This is a genomic window from Thermocrinis minervae (genome assembly GCF_900142435.1).
Lineage (GTDB): Bacteria > Aquificota > Aquificia > Aquificales > Aquificaceae > Thermocrinis_A > Thermocrinis_A minervae.
Genome location: NZ_LT670846.1, coordinates 925163 through 943944, shown reverse-complemented (window position 1 = coordinate 943944; position 18782 = coordinate 925163). Strand labels below are relative to the sequence as shown.

The window sequence follows — 18782 nt, the reverse complement described above, 5'->3', positions numbered from 1 at the left end:
TTATGTTGAAAAGGGTAATATTGGCCTACTCGGGCGGTCTTGATACCTCTGTCATAGTAAGGTGGCTTACAGACAGGGGCTACGAGGTAATCACCTATACAGCAGACGTTGGTCAGGGAGAGGAGCTTACAGAGATCCCTCAGAAGGCAAAAGCCTCAGGTGCCGTTGATGCCATAGTTGAAGATCTCAAAGAGGAGTTTGCAAGAGAGTACTGCCTTCCTACTCTTAGAGCCCTCGCCCTTTATGAAGGACAGTATCCTCTCACGGCATCCCTTTCAAGACCTCTGATAGCCAAAAAGCTGGTAGAGTATGCAAAAAAACTAAAGGCCAGCTACGTAGCCCATGGCTCCACGGGTAAAGGAAACGACCAGGTAAGGTTTGAACTCTCCGTGTGGGCCCTTGATCCAGACATAGAAGTTCTAGCACCGGTAAGAGAATGGGAGTTTAAGTCAAGAGAGGAAGAGGTTGAGTATGCTTTAAAGCACCGCATACCTGTGAAGGCTACCAAGGATAGGCCCTATTCCATAGATAAGAACCTGTGGGGTATATCCATAGAATGTGGACCGCTGGAAGACCCTTGGACAGAGCCACCAGAAGATGCCTTTGAGTGGACCGTAGATCCAAAGAAGGCACCCGACGAACCTCAGTACGTGGAGATAGAGTTTGAAAGCGGTATTCCAGTAGCCATAGATGGCAGAAGATATGAAAGGCTTAGCGAGCTTATCCTGGACCTAAACGGGATAGCCGGCAGACATGGAGTGGGAAGGATCGACATGGTAGAAAACAGGCTTGTGGGTATAAAAAGCAGAGAGGTGTACGAAGCTCCAGGAGCCATGGTCTTATACACAGCATACAGAGATCTCCTCTCGCTCACCACAGATAGGTTTACCTTCCACTACTTTATAACCCACATACCACACGAGTATGCAAAGGTAGTCTACGAAGGTCTCTGGTTTAGCAAGCTAAGGGAAGCTTTAGATGCCTTTACCTCAGAAGTGGCTAAGTTAGTAAACGGTAAGGTGAGGCTAAAGCTCTACAAAGGGCATGTACAGGTAGTAGGAAGAAAGTCACCCAACTCCCTTTACGTTGAAGACCTTGCTACCTATTCGGAGAAGGATGCTTTTGACCATAGGGCTGGTGCAAACTTTACCAAGGTCTTTGGCCTTCCCCTAAAAGTCTACGGGAGGGTTAAGAATGCTGGTGGCGGTTCCCATAAGTGACGTAGACTTCCAGAAGAAGCTCCAAGAGTGCAAAAGCAAGGGTGCCGACCTGGTAGAGTTAAGAGTAGACCTGTTTGAAAACAAAGATCCAAAGCATGTGCTCCACATAGTAAACACAGCCAGGGAGCTTGGCCTTGGTACCATTCTAACAGTAAGGAGCCCCAAGGAAGGTGGAAGAGAGGTACCAAACAGGCTTGAGATATTCCGGGAAGTATCTCCCTACAGCGACTACACGGACATAGAACTTTCCTCCTTAGATATACTCCCAGAAGTCAGGAAGATAGTAAAGTCTGCAGGTAGGACTCTTATAATCTCCTACCACAACTTTGATCTTACACCGGCTGACTACATACTCAGGGAGGTCTTCAGAGAAGCAAGAAGGTTCGGAGCTGATGTGATCAAGGTAGCAGTAATGGCAAGGTCTTACGAAGACACAGCAAGGCTTTTATGTCTCGGAAGACAGGAGGAAGGCAAAAAGATACTCATAGCCATGGGAAAGTATGGCATCCTTTCACGGATAGGAGGCTTTGTCTTTGGATCAGTGATAACCTATGCCTTTCTCGGTGAAAAGACGGCCGAGGGGCAGCTTTCCTTAGATCAGATGGTAGAACTCAAAAAGATACTCCTATGAACCGAACCCTTCAGTATGGAGAAGGTCTCTTTGAAACCATAAAGTTTTTAGGTCCAAACAAGCGCTTAAAGAGGCATTACCAAAGGCTCAGGAGTTCGGCAGAGTTCCTTGGGATGCCCTACCCTAGCTACGAAGAGTTTCTGCAACATATAGTAGAACATACTCATGGAAAGACAAACGTATACGTGAAGTACGTACTCCTTTCTGAAGGTCCAGACAACTTTTGGGAAAGACCTGTTGCTTACAGGAACATGCTCCTAGTCAAAGACCTTCCAAGAAAGCCCAAAGAAGTAAACCTCTGTGTGTATCCATACAGGAGACACTCCCAAGACCCCGTATGCAAGCACAAAACCACCAGTTATCTGTTTAACATCCTTGCCAAAAGGTACGCCCTTGAAAGAGGATATTACGACAGTATAATCCTTAACGAAAAGGACGAAGTGTGTGAATGCTCCTCGTCAAACCTTATACTTCTAAAGGGAGACACTCTGTATACACCTTCTACTCACTGTGGGCTACTTGAGGGCACTACCCTGAAACTTCTCAAAGAGAAACTTCCAATAAAAGAAGAGAGGATAAAAGTGAAGGACCTTGAGAAATACTGCGCCGTCTTTGTGGTAAACGCTCTAGTGGACAGCCTTCACGTATTAAATATAGAAAACCTTAGTTTTTCAGAGGTCGAGGATGTTATCCAAGAGATGCTAAAGGTTATAAGGGATGAGGAAAGAGGAGATACACAAGCTGGTTGAGATACTCAAAGAAGAATTTCCCAAGTGGAAGGCTCCTATAGTGAGCCTTCTGGCGTATAAGACGAAAAGCCCCTTCTGCACCTTGGTGTGTGCTCTTCTCTCAACTAGGACTAGGGACGAAACTACTGCCCAGGTGTGTGAAAAGTTTACCCAGAAGGTCAAGTCGCCGCAGGATATTTTGAATATGCCCCTTGAAGAGCTTGAAAGGCTTATATATCCCGTGGGCTTTTATAGGAACAAGGCAAGGCAGCTTAAGGAGCTTGCAAGGCAGCTTATAGATAATTACTCAGGGAAAGTCCCAGACAGCCTTGAGGAACTCCTTAAGCTCAAGGGAGTGGGAAGAAAGGTGGCAAACCTAGTGTTAGCAGAGGGTTATCAAAGGCCAGCCATATGCGTAGACACGCACGTGCATAGGATATCCAACAGGTTGGGCATAGTCAAGACTAAGGATCCTTACCAAACAGAGATAGAGCTTATGAAGGTCCTGCCAGTGGAGTACTGGAGAGATTTTAACAAACTGCTTGTAGCTTTCGGTCAGACCATATGTAAACCTACGAAGCCTAAGTGTGAAGAGTGTCCAGTAAGAGATCTATGCGAGTACTATAAGAGTAAAAGCTTATGATAAAATTCATAGCATGTTGGAAAGGGTGTACGCTTGGGAAGGTGGAGTACAAGTCCCACAGGAAGGTAGTTTTATAAAGCTGAAGGAGGATAGGAGCATAGAGGTACCCGACAGAGTCATCATACCCTACATAGAGGGAGATGGCATAGGTCCAGAGATAACACCAGCCATGATACTAGTGGTCAACAAGGCCATAGAAAAAGTTTACAAAGGCTCTAAGCTCATCTACTGGGTGGAACTTCTTGCAGGAGACAAAGCAGAGGCTAAGACGGGTAAGAGGATGCCTGAGGAGACATTAGAGTTCCTGAAAGAAGCTATAGTTGGAATAAAAGGGCCACTTGGAACGCCCGTAGGCAAGGGGGGCAAATCCCTTAACGCCATACTAAGGCAGTCTATGGATTTCTATTCGGCCATAAGGCCTGTATACTGGCTCGGACAACCTGCACCCATACCAAACCCCGAGAGGGTAAACGTAGCTGTCTTTAGGGAAAACTCAGACGACGTTTACATGGGCATAGAGTACATGCCTAAGGCTGAAGATACAAAGAAAGTAAGGGAGTTTTTTGTGAAGGAGATGGGAGTAGATGAATTTGCGCTTCCAGAAGATTGTGGCATCACAGTAAAACCTATGAGTGAGTTCAAAACCAAAAGGCATGTAAGGAAGGCTTTACGTTGGGCTTTGGAAAACGGCAAAAAGGTAGTTGCCGTAGTAGGAAAGGGGAACATAATGAAGGCTACGGAAGGAGCCTTTATGAACTGGGCCTTTGAGGTAGCCAAGGAGGAAGAGTTTAAGGACAGGGTTATAACGGAGGGTGAGCCAAAGGAAGGACAGGTACTCTTGACGAAGGTGATAACAGATCAGATGCTCATGCAGCTTGTTCTAAAGCCTGAAGCTTATGATGTGATAATCACCCAGAATCTAAACGGAGACTACATATCTGACCTTGCTGCTGCTTTGGTAGGTGGCCCTGGCTTTGTCCCTAGTGGAAACATAGGGGATGGATACGCCCTCTTTGAGAGCACACATGGCACAGCCTACGACATAGCAGGTAAAGGAATAGCCAACCCACTGTCCCTGACTCTCTCCGGAGCTATGATGCTTGAGTACTTAGGATGGAAAGAAGCGGCACAGCTCATCTACAGCGCAATAAAGAGGGCCATAGAGGACAGGGTAGGAACGCCAGACATAGCCAACGGATTCAAGAAGATGGGTATAGAAGCCAAGAGCCTGTCTACTATGGACTTTGCTCAGGAGATAGTTCTGAGGATGTAGCCCTATTCATCCTACACTCGCCGTTAAAGAGCGCTCCTCTTTCAATCGTCAGTTCTTCTACCTGGAGATTTCCTGTAACCTTTCCTGTAGCCTTTATCTCCAAAGTCTTGGCCACTATGTTACCTTCCACGGTTCCATACACTATCACATGAGCCACCTGCACATCACCCTTAACACTACCCTTCTCCCCTATTATGAGGCTACCCTTCCCCTTTACGTTACCCACAAGCCGGCCGTCTATCCTGTTTATACCTTCCGACTCTACGTTTAGGTTACCCTCTATCACAGTTCCTGGAGCTATGAGGTTTAAGATCTCTTCTTTACTAATCTCCTGAGCTTTCTTACCGAACATGGCATTACCTCATCGAGACAAAGTCGAGAGGATCTAAGTACTTCCCATTCCTTGTTACTTCGTAGTGTAGGTGAGGACCAGTACTTCTTCCCGTGGAACCAACTCTGCCTATCTCTTCTCCTCCTTTAACCCTCTGACCGACTTTTACTAAAACTTCCGAAAGATGTCCGTAGAGGGTAGAGTAGCCAGTAGGATGGTCTATGATGACGGCTTTGCCGTATTGACCTAACCATCCTGCATGTCTGACTATACCCTCTGCTGTAGCTACAACTGGAGCACCGTAGGGAGCCTCTATGTCTATGCCTGAGTGGAACTCGTAGCCTTTTCCGAAGGGATTTCTTCTGACACCCATGAGCGAAGTTATATTACCATGAGTGGGATAGCCTAATGGGGTTCCCTTTATGTGCCTCTCTATTAAGCCCGCTCTTTCTACGAGGTAGTCAAGGGCTTGGAGGTTTGAAAGGCTAACAGGTCTTGAGGGACCACCCACTGAAGGCTTCTTTAGAATGCCCCTTTGTTGCAGGTAAGCTTCCAGGTTCTGTATCTTACTTTCTAAGATTCTGACCTTGTCAATGAGCTGATCTTTGTTCTGAGTAAGTGTAGAAAGCTCGTATTCTCTTTGCTTGAGTTTTCTCTCGAGACTGGTAACTTTATCTTTTAGTAGCTCGTTCTCTACAGATTTAAAAATCCCATACGCGTATAAAGCTACGGAGAGTGTTCCTAAAAATGCCAAAGCTAAAAGGAGTATCTTTATGTGTGATTTCTTTACGCTTATCCTCTTTGGTTCCCTTCCTTCGTGAAAGACTACTACGAGGGTTATGCGGTTACTCATGGCTCACCCCCAGAGGTTGTTAGGGCAATTATACCACGGTATACTTTTGAAAGATCTTTTTGAAGACCTCTCCCCTTTCCTTGTAGTCTGTAAACATATCAAAGGATGCACATCCTGGTGAAAAGAGGATCACGTCTCCCCTTTGGGCTGCCGAAAGGGCCTTCTCAAAGGCTTCTTCTAAGTTCCTAGAGAGCTCCACTTGAGTGGCACTATCCCAAGCAGAGGCTATCTTCTCCTTAGCTTGGCCTATGAGGATGGCCTTCTTTACCTTCTTCTTTACTAGGTCCTTAAGGGAGGAAAAATCGGCACCTTTGTCCTTTCCGCCAGCTATTAGAATTACATTATCAAAGCTTTCAAGGGCAGCCCTCAGTGAATTGGGTGTAGTAGACTTAGAGTCGTTGTAAACTTTAGCGCCCTTTATCTCCCCAAGGTATTCAAGCCTGTAGGGAAGACCTTTGAAGCTATACAGTATATCTTTTATCACCCCGAGGTCTACTCCCATAATGTAAGCTATGCAAGAAGCTACTAAGGCATTGTACGCGTTATGCTTTCCTGGTATCTTTAGTTTTTCCACTTGGAAGAGCTCTACGCCTTCAAAAACTCCTCTGCCCCTTTCTATCCGTGCAGAAAAACCATTCCCAAAGAAGATTTTTCTTGCCTTTGTGGGTGTATCCCTTACTGCAGGTTGCTCGCCGTTTAGGAGGAGAAAGTCTTCTTCTTGTTGGTTTGCGAATATGTTGTACTTGCTCCTAAGGTAGTCCTCAAGGTCAGGATGCCAGTCAAGGTGGTCCTCCGAGAAGTTGAGAAAGGCACCGCCTACCGGTCTGAAGGTTTTAAGAGTCTTACCCTGAAAGGAGGAAACTTCGAGAACAGCTAGGCAGTTTGGGTTTTCAAGGGCTATTTTGGAGAAGGGCGTTCCTATGTTTCCACCCTCCTCCACGTTGGCATAAGCCTCCTTTAGCATAAGGTAGGTGAGCCTCGTGGTGGTGGACTTTCCGTCTGTACCTGTTATGGCGATGGCTTTACCTTTGAAGAACCTCCATGCGAGCTCGAGCTCCCCTATGACCTCCTTACCTAACCTTAAGGCTTCTTTCCAAAGGGGGTGAGAGGGTGGTACACCAGGAGACAGAACCACCGTATCCACGTAAGGGAGTATCTCCCTAAAGTCTGTACCATCCTTATCGTCACCTGCAAAGACTTCAAAGCCCTTTGACCTTAAGAGCTCTACGGCGGCCCTGCCGCTGACTCCAAGCCCCCAGACTAAAAACTTCATCCCTTTGGTACTAGCTTAGCTTGAACCTCTTCCCTTTCAAACCATAGGTAGGTAATCGCTAGCCAGAGCAAAGAGGATACTATACCAAAGCCAAAGAGATAAGAAGGGCCAAACTTTATAGAAAGTCCACCCACCAAACCACCAAGGAATGAACCCAAGAACTGGGTGGTGTTGAAAAAGCCAAGGGATAGCCCCCTTATGTCCCTATGTGTAAACTTGGTAAGCAGAGAAGGAACGATAGGTTCAAGGAGGTGAAACCCTATGAAGAACATGAAGAGCATAGCTAACGCCCCAAGGAGATTTTTAAAGAGCACGTGAAATAGAAAGCCTAGGAAGGAAAAGAGCACACCTAGCAAGAAAACCTCCTTGAACTTGCCCTTCTTTTCAGCTACTATGGTGGAGGGTACCATTATGGCTAGGGAGAGGACTACAGCCGGTAGGTAAAACTTCCAGTGCTCTATCTTAGGAATTTGATAAGTGTAGACAAGTTCGTAGGGTAAGAAGGTGAATATGGACACAAGGTAAGCGTGGAGCACACCAATAGAGAAGTTGAGCATAAGCTGGTTCTTATCCTTTAGGATAAGGAGAAAGTTCTTTAGGGAAGGATTTATCTCCCTGTCTTTGGCGTGGACCTTTGGCTCTGGTATGAAAAGCCAAAGGTAGAGTATAGACAAAAAGGTCAGGAAGGCTGTAAGGTAGAAAAGAAAGGGTACTCCAAACTTGCCTGCCAGTACTGGAGCAAAGACTATGCTAAAGGCAAACACCAAGCCTATAGAAGCTCCTATATGGGCAAAGGCTCTTGTCCTTACCTCTTCCCTTGTGAGATCTGCGCTCAAGGCTATCATGGCAGAAGAGACTGCTCCAAAGCCTTGTATAAACCTTGCTACCACCATAAGGTATATGTCCTTTACCCATCCACCCATGAGACTGCCCACCAGGTACGTGAGCATACCGAAGATGATTATGGGCTTCCTTCCATACTTGTCAGAGAGGTACCCAAAGGGTATCTGCAAGAAGGCCTGGGCAAAGCCGTATATGCCAACGGCGAGGCCTATGAGCATCGGGGTAGAGTTCTCTAGAGTCCTAAGATAAGGAGAGAGAACGGGAAGAAGAAGAAAAAGGCCAAGCATGCGTACAGAAACGGCAAAGGTAATCCCAAGGACTACCTTCCTTTCTTCTGGTGTGAATTCTTTTAGCATGATGTCACCTCTACATAAACTGTTTTAAAAACCTAAGGTCGTTCTCATAGAAGAGTTTTATGTTGTCTATGCCAAAGTAGAGCATGGATAACCTCTCTACACCCATGCCGAAGGCAAAGCCTTGGTAGACATCAGGGTCTATCTTACAGTTTCTAAGCACCTGAGGGTGTACCATACCGCACCCCATCACTTCGAGCCACCCGCTCTCCTTACAGACCCTACATCCCTTACCACCGCATATGACGCACCCTATGTCCACCTCCGCCGACGGCTCCGTGAAAGGAAAGTAGGATACCCTAAACCTTACTGGAACATCTTTCTCAAAGAAGGCTTTAAGAAAGGTCTCTATGGTGTACTTCATGTGTTTGAAGTTTACGCTCTTGTCCACGACTAAACCCTCTACCTGGTGGAACATAGGAGAATGGGTAGGGTCGTCGTCCCTTCTGTAGACCTTACCGGGAGCTACCATGGCTATGGGTGGTTTTTGAGATAGCATAGTCCTTATCTGCACTGGTGAGGTGTGGGTCCTCAGTAGGTAGCCCTCTTTATCCACATAGAAAGTGTCTTGCATGTCCCTGGCTGGATGTTCTTTTGGTATGTTAAGAAGGTCAAAGTTGTAATCTTCTCTCTCTATCTCTGGACCTTCCATTACCTGAAAGCCCATGCTTATGAATATATCCAGTATCCTTCTTAGGGTCTGTTCCACAGGGTGGAGGGCTCCTAAAGTAGGCTCAAGAGGAACGGAAAGATCCACCCACCCGGACCTGAGTTCCTGATCAAGAAGATGGGCTCTTATCTCCTCCTCTTTTTCCCTTATCTTAGCCTCTATAAACTCCTTTAGCTTGTTTACTCTTTGGCCGTACTCCTTCCTTTCCTCAGGTGGGACATCCTTTATGGCCTTTAGCTTTTGAGTTATTATGCCTTTTTTTCCTAAATAATGAGCTTTTAGCTCCTGAAGAGATCTTAGATCAGATACCTGCCCTAGCTCTCGTAGGAACTCAGACTCTAGCAGTTTGTCTTCCATCAGGCCTTTACCTGGAGAGCTTCTTTGACCCTTTCAACCACCTGGGAGAAGCCCTCCGGATCAAGAACGGCCATCTGGGCAAGCATCTTCCTGTTTAGGGGTATGCCTGCAAGCTTTACTCCATGCATGAACTTGCTGTAAGAGAGCCCGTAGGCTCTTACCGCTGCGTTTATCCTTGCTATCCATAACCTTCTGAATTCTCTCTTTCTCTGTCTTCTGTCCCTGTACTGGTACTGGAGCGCTCTAAATACGTACTCCTTTGCCCTTCTGTAGACGTTCTTCCTCTGACCTCTAAAACCCTTTGCAAGCTTGAGTATCTTCTTCTTGAACTTTCTAGAAGATGGACCTTTTACTCTCATAACCTTTCCTCCTCAAGAGGAAAAGATTATATCATACCTCCTGACTTAGCTTTCTTTTAGCCTTCAGGTCTTGTAGAAGCTGGTAGTCCTTCTTTATGTCTCTACCGGCGCGCGTTAGGTATCCACCCACCATCATGGCGTTGGTCATTAGCACGGCCATGCCGTGGAAGTCTCTAAGGTTCTGCTCCCTGCCTCCACACAACCTAAGCTCCGCTCTTGGGTTGGTAAACCTGAACATAGCTATGACCTTGAGGGCCTCAAGGGGTGATATACCTGGGGCCTGACCGTAGAGGGGTGTACCCTCTATGGGCATGAGGAAGTTTAAGGGTATGGAGTCTACCTCAAGATCCCTGTAGGTAAGGGCCAGATCCACCCTGTCTTCGTTGGTCTCTCCCATGCCAAAGATACCCCCACAGCATGCGGAAAGACCTACCTTTTTTATCCTCTTTATGGTCTCATACCTCTCTTCCCAGGAATGGGTGCTTACTATGTTCGGGAAGAACCTTTTGGAGCTCTCCAAGTTGTGGTTTACCCTTTTGACTCCCGCCTCTTTTAGCTTTATGAGGTCTTCTTCCGAAAGGGTGCCAGCAGATACACACACGTTTATGGGAATACCTTCTTGCTTTATCCTGCTTACACCCTTTGCTATCCTGTTTACTTCCTCAGGAGAGGCCTTCTTTCCGCTTAGAACTACGCAATACCTGTTGGCTCCAAACTCTACTCCTCTGTAAGCTCCTTCCACTATCTCTTCTTCAGGGACTAGGTTGTAGATGTTTATGGGAGTTTTGTAGTGCTTAGATTGAGCGCAAAACTTGCAATCCTCGGTGCACGCTCCACTCTTGGCGTTTATTATGGAGCAGAACTCTATCTCATCGGGCTTGTGAAAATGTTCCTTTATCTTCTGAGCACAGTAAACGAGTAAGGCCACGTAGTTGTCTGGTGTTTCCAGGAGTTTCAGGGCCTCCTCTTTGCTTATCTTGTATCCTTCTAAGACTCTATCTGTAAGATCAAAGAGAAAGCTTTCCCATCTGTCCATAGTGGTAATAAAGATATCACTCCTTGAAAACTTTGCAAAAGCCACCCTTCACCCTGCCTATAGGTCTTAGCTCCGAGTAGTCTAGGGAGAAAGCCCCAATGAATAGTACCCTGCCAAATATAAGATGGTAGTCAAAGAGTTCTTCATGTTTGAAAAGTATGCACTCAAGCCAGGCCTTTGCTCTCTTTACCCTGGGTACCTTTACCATCCTTCCTAGCTCCCAATCAAGGCCTGTTATCTCAAACTCGTTCACATGCGGTGGAAAGTCTTCAGAGCTCATAAGAAGCTCATGTATAAGATCTTCGGAGGGTATGTTTACTATAAACTCTTTGGTGTTAAGAATGTTTCTTACAGTATCCTTTAGAGATCCATCATCTCTGTTTGATATGGAGATTATAAGTATGGGTGGATCATCGCACACTAGGTTGAAAAAGCTAAAGGGAGCAAGGTTAAAAACACCTTCTTCGCTGATGCTTGAAACCCAAGCTATGGGTCTTGGTACCACTAAGGTGGTTAAAATCTCATAAACCTCCTCAGATGAAGCTTTCTGTACTTCAAGCTCAATCATGGAAGCTCTTCCACTAGCTTTGGGAGTACTTCTCCAGCAGGACCCTTTAGAAAAATGTCCACCAAAGGAGTGAGAGCACTCTCCTCCACGTTAACCTCTATGAGCTTGGCTCCCTTCTCCTTTGCCAACTGAGGTAGGTAGGCAGCTGGATAGACTAGGCCAGAAGTTCCCACTACTAGCACTACATCAGACTTCTCCATTAACTCTATAGCTATGCTGTACTCCCTTTGGGGTAAGGGCTCTCCGAACCATACTACACCTGGTCTAAGTAAAGAGCCACAGCTTTCACATCTGGGTGGTACTTCATCTACGGGCTTTTCAATCTGGAAGACTGCTCCACAGCCTACACATCTTAACCTCCAAAGAGAACCATGAAGTTCTATAACGTGTTTGTTTCCTGCTCTTTGGTGAAGACCGTCTACATTTTGGGTTATCACAGCCTTTACAACGCCCATGCTTTCCATTTTGGCTATGGCTAGATGACCAGGGTTTGGGTTAGCCTTGTAAGCTATCTCCTGCCTCCATCTGTAGAACTGCCACACCAGGATAGGGTCCCTGGAGAAGGCTTCGGGAGTGGCAAGCTCTTCAGGCTTGTAGTTCTTCCAAAGCCCGCCAAAACCCCTAAAGGTGGGCACTCCGCTTTCTGCAGATATGCCGGCACCTGTGAAAACTACCGCATGTTTAGACTTCTTTAGAAGCTCAGCCGCTTCCTTCATGTGTGGCCATCCGTATGTCTTCTTCTATCTGCCTCTTTAGTTCATCCACGGAGGAGAACTTTCTTTCTTCCCTTATGAAGGAAAGGAACTCCACCCTGAGAGTTTTTCCCACTAGGTTTCCCGAGAAGTTAAGGATGTGTACCTCTAGGACCTTCCTCTTGCCTCCAAAGGTGGGCCTAAGGCCGTAGTTGGCCACGCCTAAAAGCTCGCCGTTTATCCTGACCTTGTAGACCCCTTCCTTTAGACATAGGTTATGGGTGTCTGAAAGGTTCGCCGTGGGAAAACCTAGCTTTGAGCCTCTTCCGTCACCTTTCACCACCTTCCTCTCTATCCAGTAGTCTCTTCCTAAGAACCTCTTGGCTTCTTCGAGTCTTCCCTCCCGGAGGAGTCTCCTCACGAGGGTACTGCTCACTATGTGTCCATCTATCCTGTAAGGTTCAAAGGACTTCACTTCAAAGCCGAGCTTTTCTCCTACCTCCTTGGCCAGCTCTATCTCACCTTCCCTCCTGTAGCCAAACCTCCAGTCGTAGCCCACAAACAAGAATCTCATACCAAGCTTTTTAAAGAGTATTTCTTCTAGGAACTCAACCGCCCTTATCTTGGAAAACTCCCTGTCAAACTTTATAAACACCAAGTAGTCTACACCTAATGTCTCCATGAGCTTTGCCTTCTCTGAGGGATTGCTTAGCTCGCAAGGAGCTTGCGCGGGTGAAAGTACGTGTAGAGGATGTGGATGGAAGGAAAGCACCAAGCTCTTTAGCTTCCTCTTAGAAGCCTCTTCCACCAACCTTCTTATGAGCTGAACATGCCCCAAGTGCACTCCATCAAAGTTGCCCACTGTTATAGCTGTGTTTTCCTGTAGGGCTTGGAGAGCTTCAAAGCCCTTTGGACATCCCCTCGAAAGGTCAAGACAAAAGGTCTTCATCTTCTCATCCAGAGGGATTTTATCCTGTCCCAAAAGCTTTTCTCTTGGCTTACCTCTAGCTTTTCCTCTATGATGAACCTGTCTAGGTAGTCATCCAAAAGTATAAACCTGTCGCATGTTTTTCTGAGCTTGTAGGAGCTTGTCCTTTTAAAGGAGGCGTTCTCTACCCTCTTACCTATGCGTTGCACATCTTCCACTGTGTAGTAAAAGTCGCTGTCTCCGCTCACGAGTATGGCTGTGTCATAGGTGTCCATGTAAGCCATGCTGAGCATGTCTGTGGCTAACATGATGTCTACTTCCTTCTCCACGTACTCACCAGACGGAAGTCTCTTAAGGGTAGCTACCTTTACCTTTATACCCTGAAGAGAGAGTTCCTCTAAGAACCTCCTCTGTCTGAGGTAGCTTTCCCACTCTGGAGAGTTCTTCTTTAGGTTTTTTTCATCTGGAACGGCGCCGTAGAAGTAAGCTCTTACTAGAAACCTGTCCTCCCTAAGGAAATCTATCAGTCTCTTGTAGTCAATGCGTACGTTTAGGTACCTTATGGCATGGAAGATGTTGGATCCATCTATGAAAATGGCCACCCTTTCATCTTTCATATTCTGTATCTGAGGAAGGCGGCTAGCCCGTCTATCCTCTTAGCTACATCCTCCCGTATTATTACCTCTACCTGAGCTCTTTCTTCAAGTGCCATGTCTATAGCTTCGTCTACAAGGTCATCAAGGTAGACAGCGTTCTCTCCTTCTATGGGACACTCAGGCTTTAGCATCAGGATCTTTGACTGAGGACAGAAGTATCCTTCCTTTTTAAAGTTCTCCGGCACCAAGAGGGTCCTTACGTTGCCTATGTTTAGCTGTTCTAACACTTTTGAGGTACCGTTGACGGCAAGCCCCTTACCCTCGAGCTCAACCAACTCTCTGTATAACTCTTCTTCCTGTTCTCTGTCCTTTTGCCACAGGAGGTCTAGGACCTTGTCTCTTAGTTCTTCCTCTGTAAACTCAGAAGGGTTTATACGTATGTATCCTACTAGCCTTTGCTTTAAGTAGGTATGAAGATGGTTTTCTATCTCCCTTATATCTTCCCTTATGCTACCTATCACTAGCTTGTCAAACTTATGTAGCTTTAGGGCTTCCATAAGGGCATCGTTTGTGAGTTTGAATAGCCTTTGTTTTTCCTCCATGAGCCTTGTGTGAAACCTGTACTCACCCACACCGTGCTGTACCACGTTTGCAGCCGCAAACCTTGCAGGCATGGAGTACCTCATCATACCCTGGGCACCCCTAAGGGCATCTCCACCACTGTGAAACCTATGGGCTCTTGTAGCAAGCGGCTCTGTAAAGTCTACATCTTCACTTATGGTTTCTATATCCATCACGAAGAAGCGTACGTGTTTTCTGTCTACAAGGACTATACCTACTTTACCAAACTCTTCATCTATAGCTGCTATCTCTACAAGACTTGGTATATAGTTCACCACTATCCTGTTCCTATAGACGTAGGGTAACTTTACTACCTCAAAAAGATCCTTCTTATGGCAGGAGAACACGGCTATTCCCCTGCATCCTTTTAGATTTTCCGGATTTTCCAAGAATTCCCCTATTCTTTTAACATCCTCCTCTGGGACGTTACCCTTAGCTTTAACAAGGTCTTTAAACACCCTTATATACTTCTTATCCACCCTGTCTTCTGGCATAAGCCTTAAGTAAAGGCTTACAATAGGGTTTTCATCAGGCTGGTAAGAGGTCAGTTTATCAAGCACTTCCTTTAAGCCCATATGTACCTCCTTGCGTTTACCTTTTTCTATATTTTAGCAGAAAGGTCTCTGCGTATAGTTCTTTTTCTTTATCGTCCTCTCCTTCTAATATTCCTATTACCCTCCATCTCTTTGTCTCTCCAAAGGTGAAGTATATGCGGCCACCGGCTGGCTTCAGCTTGAAGACGTTCCTGTATCCTTTCATGCTTTCCAGAGGTTCTTTCGTGTCCTTCATGTTCAAAAGTAGGAGTTCCTTAAAGAACTCCCTTTTTTTATCAGCAGGCAGGCGAGCAAAATCCCTTATTACTTCCCTTTCAAACTCTATGTTTTCAAGGACTGAGGTAAGTATTTCTCTGTATATATCAACTTTATTTTCTGCTTTAGCTGTATATTCTTCTAGCTGGAGCCTTAAAAGATCTATCTGTTCCTTTAGGTTCGCCCTTTCCTTTTTTAACTCTGCAACTTCCTGTTGATACAGCTCTTTTTCTTTGTACACATCTTCGAGAAGCTTTTGAAGCTCTAGGATTTCCTTTATTAGTTTTTTCCGTTCTTTCCTTAACTTACTCAGCTCCGAGTGGGTGTCTTCTGATTTTTGACTAAGGTACAAAGTCTCTAGACTTTCAAAGAGCCTTTTGTTAGACTCTGTAAGCCTCTCTATCCTCTCCCTGTACTCTTTTAGCCTATCCTCTGCCTCGTTTATCTTTTGAGTGAGTCTCTCTTTCTCCTTTAACAACTTCTGGTAATCTTCACGGATAGGATCTAATTGGGCTATCTCCTTCTCTATCCTTTCCTTTTCCTCACTAAGCCTTTGGATAAGCTCCTGATAGACGTTTAGCTTTTCCAGAAGCTCTAACCTCTGCCTTGAGTTTTCAAAGAGCTTTTCTTCGAGAAGTCTTCTTTCTTCAAGGAGCCTTTTGTAAGACCTTTCGGTGGGTGATTCAAAGAGCCATATGATTCCCAGGGTTACAAGGAAGGAAGGTGTCAGCTCTGGTACTATGCGGTAGTCCCAAAGAGCTATGCCGAGACCAAGTATTTGGACCAGGGACACATAGGAGATCCACACGAGGGTCCTTTCCTTGTAGCCAAAGAGCCAAGAAAGAAACAGGACAGAGTCTAAGGAGAACAGTATTACAAGCTTCCATAGCTCCGACGGAAACAGAGGTAGACCAGAGTACTTTGAAACTTCGTACAGTATAAAGTTGTAGGCAGTTAAGAGGAATAAAAGGATAAGGATGTTCCGCATCTTAGCCTGCCCTCTAGATCTTTGATAAACTGGAAGGCAGTTCTACCTGAAAAGCTCCCCCTGTATGTGGCCCATTCAAGGGCTAGCTTTTCAAGAAACGGCTCTTCCACATCGAGCTTTCTCTCCTTCGCGTAAGTTTTTACTATCTTTAGGTACTCCTCTTTACCAAAGGCGAAAAAGCCAAGCTTTATCCCAAAGCGTTCCACTAGAGATATGACCTCTAGCTGGCTCTCTTCTGGGAACTTCTCATCCCTTTCCAGTTGGGGTACTAGGTTTCTCCTGTTGGATGTGGCATACACGAGGATGTTCCTAGGCCTTTCTTCTATGTCTCCTTCCATGAAGGACTTGAGAGTCTTAAAGGACTCCTCACCGGGCTCAAAGGAAAGATCATCAAAGAAGAGGATAAACCAGTAGGGTTGATCCCTTACGGTTTCGTACAGATCCGAAAGGTGTATTATGTCCATCTTGTAGACCTGGATTATCCTGAGTCCATTTTCTCCGAAGACTCCAAGGAGGGACTTTACCAGTGAGGACTTGCCCGTTCCTCTGTCTCCCCACAGAAGTACGTCGTTGGCAGGATAGCCTTTGACAAACTGAAGAGTGTTCCTCAAGAGTACCTCCTTCTGCCTTTCTACGTTTAAAAGCAGGTCTATGGGTGGTATGTGTGGATGCTTTACAGGGTAGAGCTTTCCTTCCTTGAGCCTAAAGGCCAGGTAGTTTTTAAAGTCTATCATCCCCATCGGAGCTTCTCCTTTAGTATTTCAAAGTATCCCCTATGCGGGCTTGTGTACATAAGACACTCGTAAGGAGCGTTCTTTATCTCCACTACATCATATTTTTGGAGGGCTAGCACCCTCTGTCCATCCAAAGTAAGGTAAGCCATCCTCTTGGGGGAGAGGCATACTACCCTGACGGAGAAGTGGGAAGGTATGACCAAAGGTCTGTTGGAGAGGGTATGCGGACATATGGGTACGAGGAGTATAACCTCGGAGAGCGGATACACTATGGGTCCCCCTGCCGACAGGGCATAGGCCGTAGAACCTGTAGGCGTGGAAACTATAAGTCCATCTCCGTAAAGCCTTAGCATGTAGTCATCCTCTGCATACACGTCCAGCTCTACCATCCTGGCTATGGTGCCCTTGGAGACCACAGCGTCGTTAAGACAGTAGCCTATTAGTTTTCTTTTATCTCTTCTTATCATGTAGGCGGCAAGCATCTTTCTTCTCTGTGGAACAAGCCTACCTTCAAATATACCTATGAGTACTTCTTTGTACTCTTGCTTTCCTACCTCGGTAAGGAAGCCAAACCTTCCCTCGTTGATACCCACGATGGGTATGGAGTATCTTGCCATACTTCTGGCAGCAGAAAGAAAGGTGCCATCGCCACCTACAACCACTACAAGGTCAGCCTTCTTTGGTTTTTCCTTCGAGTCCCTTCTGTTTATGTAGATTTCTACTTGTTTACCTAAGCTCTTAAGGAAAGAAGCTAGCTCTTGGGCCGTCTCCCTGGCCGAAGGCGAGTCCTTTACATATAGTAAAACCCTGTTCATACAAGCTCATCTACTATCTGACATATGACGTGTCCGAAGGTTATGTGACATTCTTGTATTCTGGCTGTGTCGTAAGAGGGTACCACGAAAGAATAATGAGCTATCTCCACCAGCCTACCTCCTGTCTTGCCTGTCAGGGCTATGGTGGTGGCCCCAAGGTCATGGGCTTTCCTCAAGCCCCTTATCACATTCTCAGACTCTCCAGAGGTGGATATGCCTATGACCACATCTCCCGGCATACAGAGAGCTTCCACCTGCCTTTCAAAGATGGTTTCAAAGCCGTAGTCATTCCCCAAGGCTGTGAGCACCGAGGTATCCGTGGTAAGGGCTATGGCAGGAAGCCCTTTTCTTTCCTTTTTAAACCTTCCTACTATCTCCGCAGCTATGTGCTGTGCATCGGCAGCGCTTCCGCCGTTGCCAAAGAGTATGAGCTTGTTCCCATCCTTCAAAGCCCTGGCTATTATACTTCCCACTTCTACTATCTTCTCCTTGTAAAGCTCTAAGAAGGCCAGCTTTACCTCGGCGCTTTCCCTGAAGGCCTTCACCACAAGGTCAATCATCTTCTCTGAGTCCTCCTATGGTAAACCTGTTTAGCTTTCTTAGGAACTCTGTAAGCCTGTGCTTGTGATACTTCTCCTGATGCTCTATAAACTCAAAAAGCTCTTTGGTTTTCGGATCTTGCGCTTCTTTCAGTTCCTTCTCGTAGTCTTCACCCGCAGATTCTTCAAAGGCTATCTCAGACCTTACCGACTCTTCTAAACTTTTGTCTGGTTTCTTCTGCAGGTCTGCCCTTATGTCTGGCATACCCCCAAGCTCTCCTATCCTTTCACCTATCTTACCCATGTGGAACATGCTCTCTATTGCCAGGTCCAGCATAAGGTCTTTGTAGTTACAGTCTTTGGTGTGGAAAAACTGGTAAAGGTAGTTTATTATGCTCTGGTACTCCTCCCTTAGGAAGTTGTTTAGTACTTCAAGGGTCTTTGGATCCACAGAGTTCTTTGAGCTCTCCATGGTTTCTTCTGGTATAAGTTCCGCGGCTTTTTGGGCTAGTTCCGAAAACTCAAGTCTGTGGTGATTTTCATCTCCTATAACTCTCTCTAAGAGTCTCTTTACTGAGTCGTCCTTTACCATCTCCAGCTGCTTGGTATAAATCTCTATGGCCATCTCCTCCGCTTTGACATCTTTGCTTAGCATGTCAACCCATTCAGGGCCGCCTATCTCTATGGCTTCCTCTATTCTCTTTAGCTCTACCTGGCCACCCAGCTGGACTACCTTCTGGGCAAACCATTTGAGATGTCTCATTTCCTGTCTTGCTATCTCCTCTATCTCAGAGGTTATCTCCGCGTTCTGTATGAGGAAGATGTGATACAGGTACTGGACTATGGCAGAATGTTCCAAAGCAACGTCGTACAAAAGCATGTTTATGAGTTCTCTTTTGTTCATGACACCCTCCAGGCTCTA

At 46.1% G+C, this 18782-nt stretch carries 22 protein-coding genes; 5 read left to right on the top strand and 17 right to left on the bottom strand.

From position 1 onward, the window contains the following. Positions 1-2: 2 nt before the first annotated feature. From B5444_RS05195 to B5444_RS05175, 5 genes are read left to right on the top strand one after another with little or no spacing between them, the layout of a single operon-like run. Positions 3-1220, top strand: coding sequence for an argininosuccinate synthase (locus B5444_RS05195; protein ID WP_079654165.1), 1218 nt, complete (start codon positions 3-5; stop codon positions 1218-1220). Further along, positions 1195-1851 (top strand): type I 3-dehydroquinate dehydratase, encoded by a 657-nt coding sequence (gene aroD, locus B5444_RS05190; protein ID WP_079654164.1) that lies wholly within the window; start codon positions 1195-1197, stop codon positions 1849-1851. Before B5444_RS05195 ends, aroD begins: the two co-directional genes overlap by 26 nt. Beyond that, positions 1848-2600 (top strand): aminotransferase class IV, encoded by a 753-nt coding sequence (locus B5444_RS05185; protein WP_079654163.1) that lies wholly within the window; start codon positions 1848-1850, stop codon positions 2598-2600. The genes aroD and B5444_RS05185 overlap by 4 nt, the downstream gene beginning before the upstream one ends. Beyond that, positions 2569-3222, top strand: coding sequence for an endonuclease III domain-containing protein (locus B5444_RS05180; protein WP_079654162.1), 654 nt, complete (start codon positions 2569-2571; stop codon positions 3220-3222). The genes B5444_RS05185 and B5444_RS05180 overlap by 32 nt, the downstream gene beginning before the upstream one ends. A 13-nt stretch (positions 3223-3235) precedes the next feature. Further along, a complete protein-coding gene (locus B5444_RS05175) occupies positions 3236-4495 on the top strand; it encodes an NADP-dependent isocitrate dehydrogenase (protein WP_079654161.1) in 1260 nt (419 codons plus the stop codon). Here B5444_RS05175 and B5444_RS05170 read toward each other — a convergent pair. The 17 genes from B5444_RS05170 to B5444_RS05090 are packed head-to-tail and all read right to left on the bottom strand — an operon-like array spanning position 4458 to position 18764. Beyond that, complete coding sequence (locus B5444_RS05170; RefSeq protein WP_079654160.1) at positions 4458-4847, bottom strand: bactofilin family protein; 390 nt, start codon at positions 4845-4847, stop codon at positions 4458-4460. The genes B5444_RS05175 and B5444_RS05170 overlap by 38 nt on opposite strands. 4 nt (positions 4848-4851) lie before the next feature. Next, positions 4852-5679: a M23 family metallopeptidase gene (locus B5444_RS05165; RefSeq protein WP_079654159.1), complete on the bottom strand. Its 828-nt coding sequence runs from the start codon at positions 5677-5679 to the stop codon at positions 4852-4854. A gap of 28 nt (positions 5680-5707) precedes the next feature. Next, on the bottom strand, positions 5708-6952 hold the full coding sequence (gene murD / locus B5444_RS05160) for a UDP-N-acetylmuramoyl-L-alanine--D-glutamate ligase (protein WP_079654158.1): 1245 nt from the start codon (positions 6950-6952) through the stop codon (positions 5708-5710). Beyond that, positions 6949-8151, bottom strand: a complete 1203-nt coding sequence (locus B5444_RS05155; RefSeq protein ID WP_079654157.1) for an MFS transporter — start codon at positions 8149-8151, stop codon at positions 6949-6951. The genes murD and B5444_RS05155 overlap by 4 nt, the downstream gene beginning before the upstream one ends. A 10-nt stretch (positions 8152-8161) precedes the next feature. Next, positions 8162-9175, bottom strand: a complete 1014-nt coding sequence (pheS, locus tag B5444_RS05150; RefSeq protein WP_154021742.1) for a phenylalanine--tRNA ligase subunit alpha — start codon at positions 9173-9175, stop codon at positions 8162-8164. Then, positions 9175-9534 (bottom strand): 50S ribosomal protein L20, encoded by a 360-nt coding sequence (rplT, locus tag B5444_RS05145; protein ID WP_079654155.1) that lies wholly within the window; start codon positions 9532-9534, stop codon positions 9175-9177. Before rplT ends, pheS begins: the two co-directional genes overlap by 1 nt. Positions 9535-9565: 31 nt before the next feature. Continuing rightward, positions 9566-10570, bottom strand: coding sequence for a biotin synthase BioB (bioB, locus tag B5444_RS05140; protein WP_079654662.1), 1005 nt, complete (start codon positions 10568-10570; stop codon positions 9566-9568). 16 nt (positions 10571-10586) lie between these two features. Then, the gene (locus B5444_RS05135) at positions 10587-11138 is read right to left on the bottom strand and encodes a flavin reductase family protein (protein ID WP_231967091.1); all 552 of its coding nucleotides are present in this window, start codon (positions 11136-11138) and stop codon (positions 10587-10589) included. After that, complete coding sequence (gene cobB / locus B5444_RS05130) at positions 11135-11854, bottom strand: NAD-dependent protein deacetylase (protein ID WP_079654154.1); 720 nt, start codon at positions 11852-11854, stop codon at positions 11135-11137. The genes B5444_RS05135 and cobB overlap by 4 nt, the downstream gene beginning before the upstream one ends. After that, entirely contained in the window at positions 11838-12779 is a 942-nt protein-coding gene (locus B5444_RS05125; protein ID WP_079654153.1) for a bifunctional riboflavin kinase/FAD synthetase, read from the bottom strand. Before B5444_RS05125 ends, cobB begins: the two co-directional genes overlap by 17 nt. Continuing rightward, on the bottom strand, positions 12776-13375 hold the full coding sequence (locus B5444_RS05120; protein WP_079654152.1) for a LabA-like NYN domain-containing protein: 600 nt from the start codon (positions 13373-13375) through the stop codon (positions 12776-12778). Before B5444_RS05120 ends, B5444_RS05125 begins: the two co-directional genes overlap by 4 nt. After that, positions 13372-14550, bottom strand: coding sequence for a baeRF12 domain-containing protein (locus B5444_RS05115; RefSeq protein WP_079654151.1), 1179 nt, complete (start codon positions 14548-14550; stop codon positions 13372-13374). The genes B5444_RS05120 and B5444_RS05115 overlap by 4 nt, the downstream gene beginning before the upstream one ends. A 16-nt stretch (positions 14551-14566) precedes the next feature. Beyond that, positions 14567-15772 (bottom strand): coiled-coil domain-containing protein, encoded by a 1206-nt coding sequence (locus B5444_RS05110; RefSeq protein ID WP_079654150.1) that lies wholly within the window; start codon positions 15770-15772, stop codon positions 14567-14569. Then, a complete protein-coding gene (locus tag B5444_RS05105; protein ID WP_231967089.1) occupies positions 15739-16506 on the bottom strand; it encodes an ATP-binding protein in 768 nt (255 codons plus the stop codon). The genes B5444_RS05110 and B5444_RS05105 overlap by 34 nt, the downstream gene beginning before the upstream one ends. Further along, positions 16503-17321 carry an NAD(+)/NADH kinase gene (locus tag B5444_RS05100; RefSeq protein WP_079654148.1) on the bottom strand — a complete coding sequence of 273 codons (819 nt, stop codon included), beginning with the start codon at positions 17319-17321 and terminating at the stop codon, positions 16503-16505. The genes B5444_RS05105 and B5444_RS05100 overlap by 4 nt, the downstream gene beginning before the upstream one ends. Further along, positions 17318-17881 carry a D-sedoheptulose 7-phosphate isomerase gene (locus tag B5444_RS05095; RefSeq protein WP_079654147.1) on the bottom strand — a complete coding sequence of 188 codons (564 nt, stop codon included), beginning with the start codon at positions 17879-17881 and terminating at the stop codon, positions 17318-17320. The genes B5444_RS05100 and B5444_RS05095 overlap by 4 nt, the downstream gene beginning before the upstream one ends. Next, a complete protein-coding gene (locus B5444_RS05090; RefSeq protein WP_079654146.1) occupies positions 17874-18764 on the bottom strand; it encodes a ferritin-like domain-containing protein in 891 nt (296 codons plus the stop codon). Before B5444_RS05090 ends, B5444_RS05095 begins: the two co-directional genes overlap by 8 nt. Positions 18765-18782 lie beyond the last annotated feature (18 nt).

Excerpts from the sequence above, each read along its gene's own strand:
- B5444_RS05195 (WP_079654165.1), top strand. The coding sequence starts at position 3 with ATGTTGAAAAGGGTAATATTGGCCTACTCGGGCGGTCTTGATACCTCT.
- aroD (WP_079654164.1), top strand. The coding sequence starts at position 1,195 with ATGCTGGTGGCGGTTCCCATAAGTGACGTAGACTTCCAGAAGAAGCTC.
- B5444_RS05185 (WP_079654163.1), top strand. The coding sequence starts at position 1,848 with ATGAACCGAACCCTTCAGTATGGAGAAGGTCTCTTTGAAACCATAAAG.
- B5444_RS05180 (WP_079654162.1), top strand. The coding sequence starts at position 2,569 with ATGAGGAAAGAGGAGATACACAAGCTGGTTGAGATACTCAAAGAAGAA.
- B5444_RS05175 (WP_079654161.1), top strand. The coding sequence starts at position 3,236 with ATGTTGGAAAGGGTGTACGCTTGGGAAGGTGGAGTACAAGTCCCACAG.
- B5444_RS05170 (WP_079654160.1), bottom strand. The coding sequence starts at position 4,847 with ATGTTCGGTAAGAAAGCTCAGGAGATTAGTAAAGAAGAGATCTTAAAC.
- B5444_RS05165 (WP_079654159.1), bottom strand. The coding sequence starts at position 5,679 with ATGAGTAACCGCATAACCCTCGTAGTAGTCTTTCACGAAGGAAGGGAA.
- murD (WP_079654158.1), bottom strand. The coding sequence starts at position 6,952 with ATGAAGTTTTTAGTCTGGGGGCTTGGAGTCAGCGGCAGGGCCGCCGTA.
- B5444_RS05155 (WP_079654157.1), bottom strand. The coding sequence starts at position 8,151 with ATGCTAAAAGAATTCACACCAGAAGAAAGGAAGGTAGTCCTTGGGATT.
- pheS (WP_154021742.1), bottom strand. The coding sequence starts at position 9,175 with ATGGAAGACAAACTGCTAGAGTCTGAGTTCCTACGAGAGCTAGGGCAG.
- rplT (WP_079654155.1), bottom strand. The coding sequence starts at position 9,534 with ATGAGAGTAAAAGGTCCATCTTCTAGAAAGTTCAAGAAGAAGATACTC.
- bioB (WP_079654662.1), bottom strand. The coding sequence starts at position 10,570 with ATGGACAGATGGGAAAGCTTTCTCTTTGATCTTACAGATAGAGTCTTA.
- B5444_RS05135 (WP_231967091.1), bottom strand. The coding sequence starts at position 11,138 with ATGATTGAGCTTGAAGTACAGAAAGCTTCATCTGAGGAGGTTTATGAG.
- cobB (WP_079654154.1), bottom strand. The coding sequence starts at position 11,854 with ATGAAGGAAGCGGCTGAGCTTCTAAAGAAGTCTAAACATGCGGTAGTT.
- B5444_RS05125 (WP_079654153.1), bottom strand. The coding sequence starts at position 12,779 with ATGAAGACCTTTTGTCTTGACCTTTCGAGGGGATGTCCAAAGGGCTTT.
- B5444_RS05120 (WP_079654152.1), bottom strand. The coding sequence starts at position 13,375 with ATGAAAGATGAAAGGGTGGCCATTTTCATAGATGGATCCAACATCTTC.
- B5444_RS05115 (WP_079654151.1), bottom strand. The coding sequence starts at position 14,550 with ATGGGCTTAAAGGAAGTGCTTGATAAACTGACCTCTTACCAGCCTGAT.
- B5444_RS05110 (WP_079654150.1), bottom strand. The coding sequence starts at position 15,772 with ATGCGGAACATCCTTATCCTTTTATTCCTCTTAACTGCCTACAACTTT.
- B5444_RS05105 (WP_231967089.1), bottom strand. The coding sequence starts at position 16,506 with ATGATAGACTTTAAAAACTACCTGGCCTTTAGGCTCAAGGAAGGAAAG.
- B5444_RS05100 (WP_079654148.1), bottom strand. The coding sequence starts at position 17,321 with ATGAACAGGGTTTTACTATATGTAAAGGACTCGCCTTCGGCCAGGGAG.
- B5444_RS05095 (WP_079654147.1), bottom strand. The coding sequence starts at position 17,881 with ATGATTGACCTTGTGGTGAAGGCCTTCAGGGAAAGCGCCGAGGTAAAG.
- B5444_RS05090 (WP_079654146.1), bottom strand. The coding sequence starts at position 18,764 with ATGAACAAAAGAGAACTCATAAACATGCTTTTGTACGACGTTGCTTTG.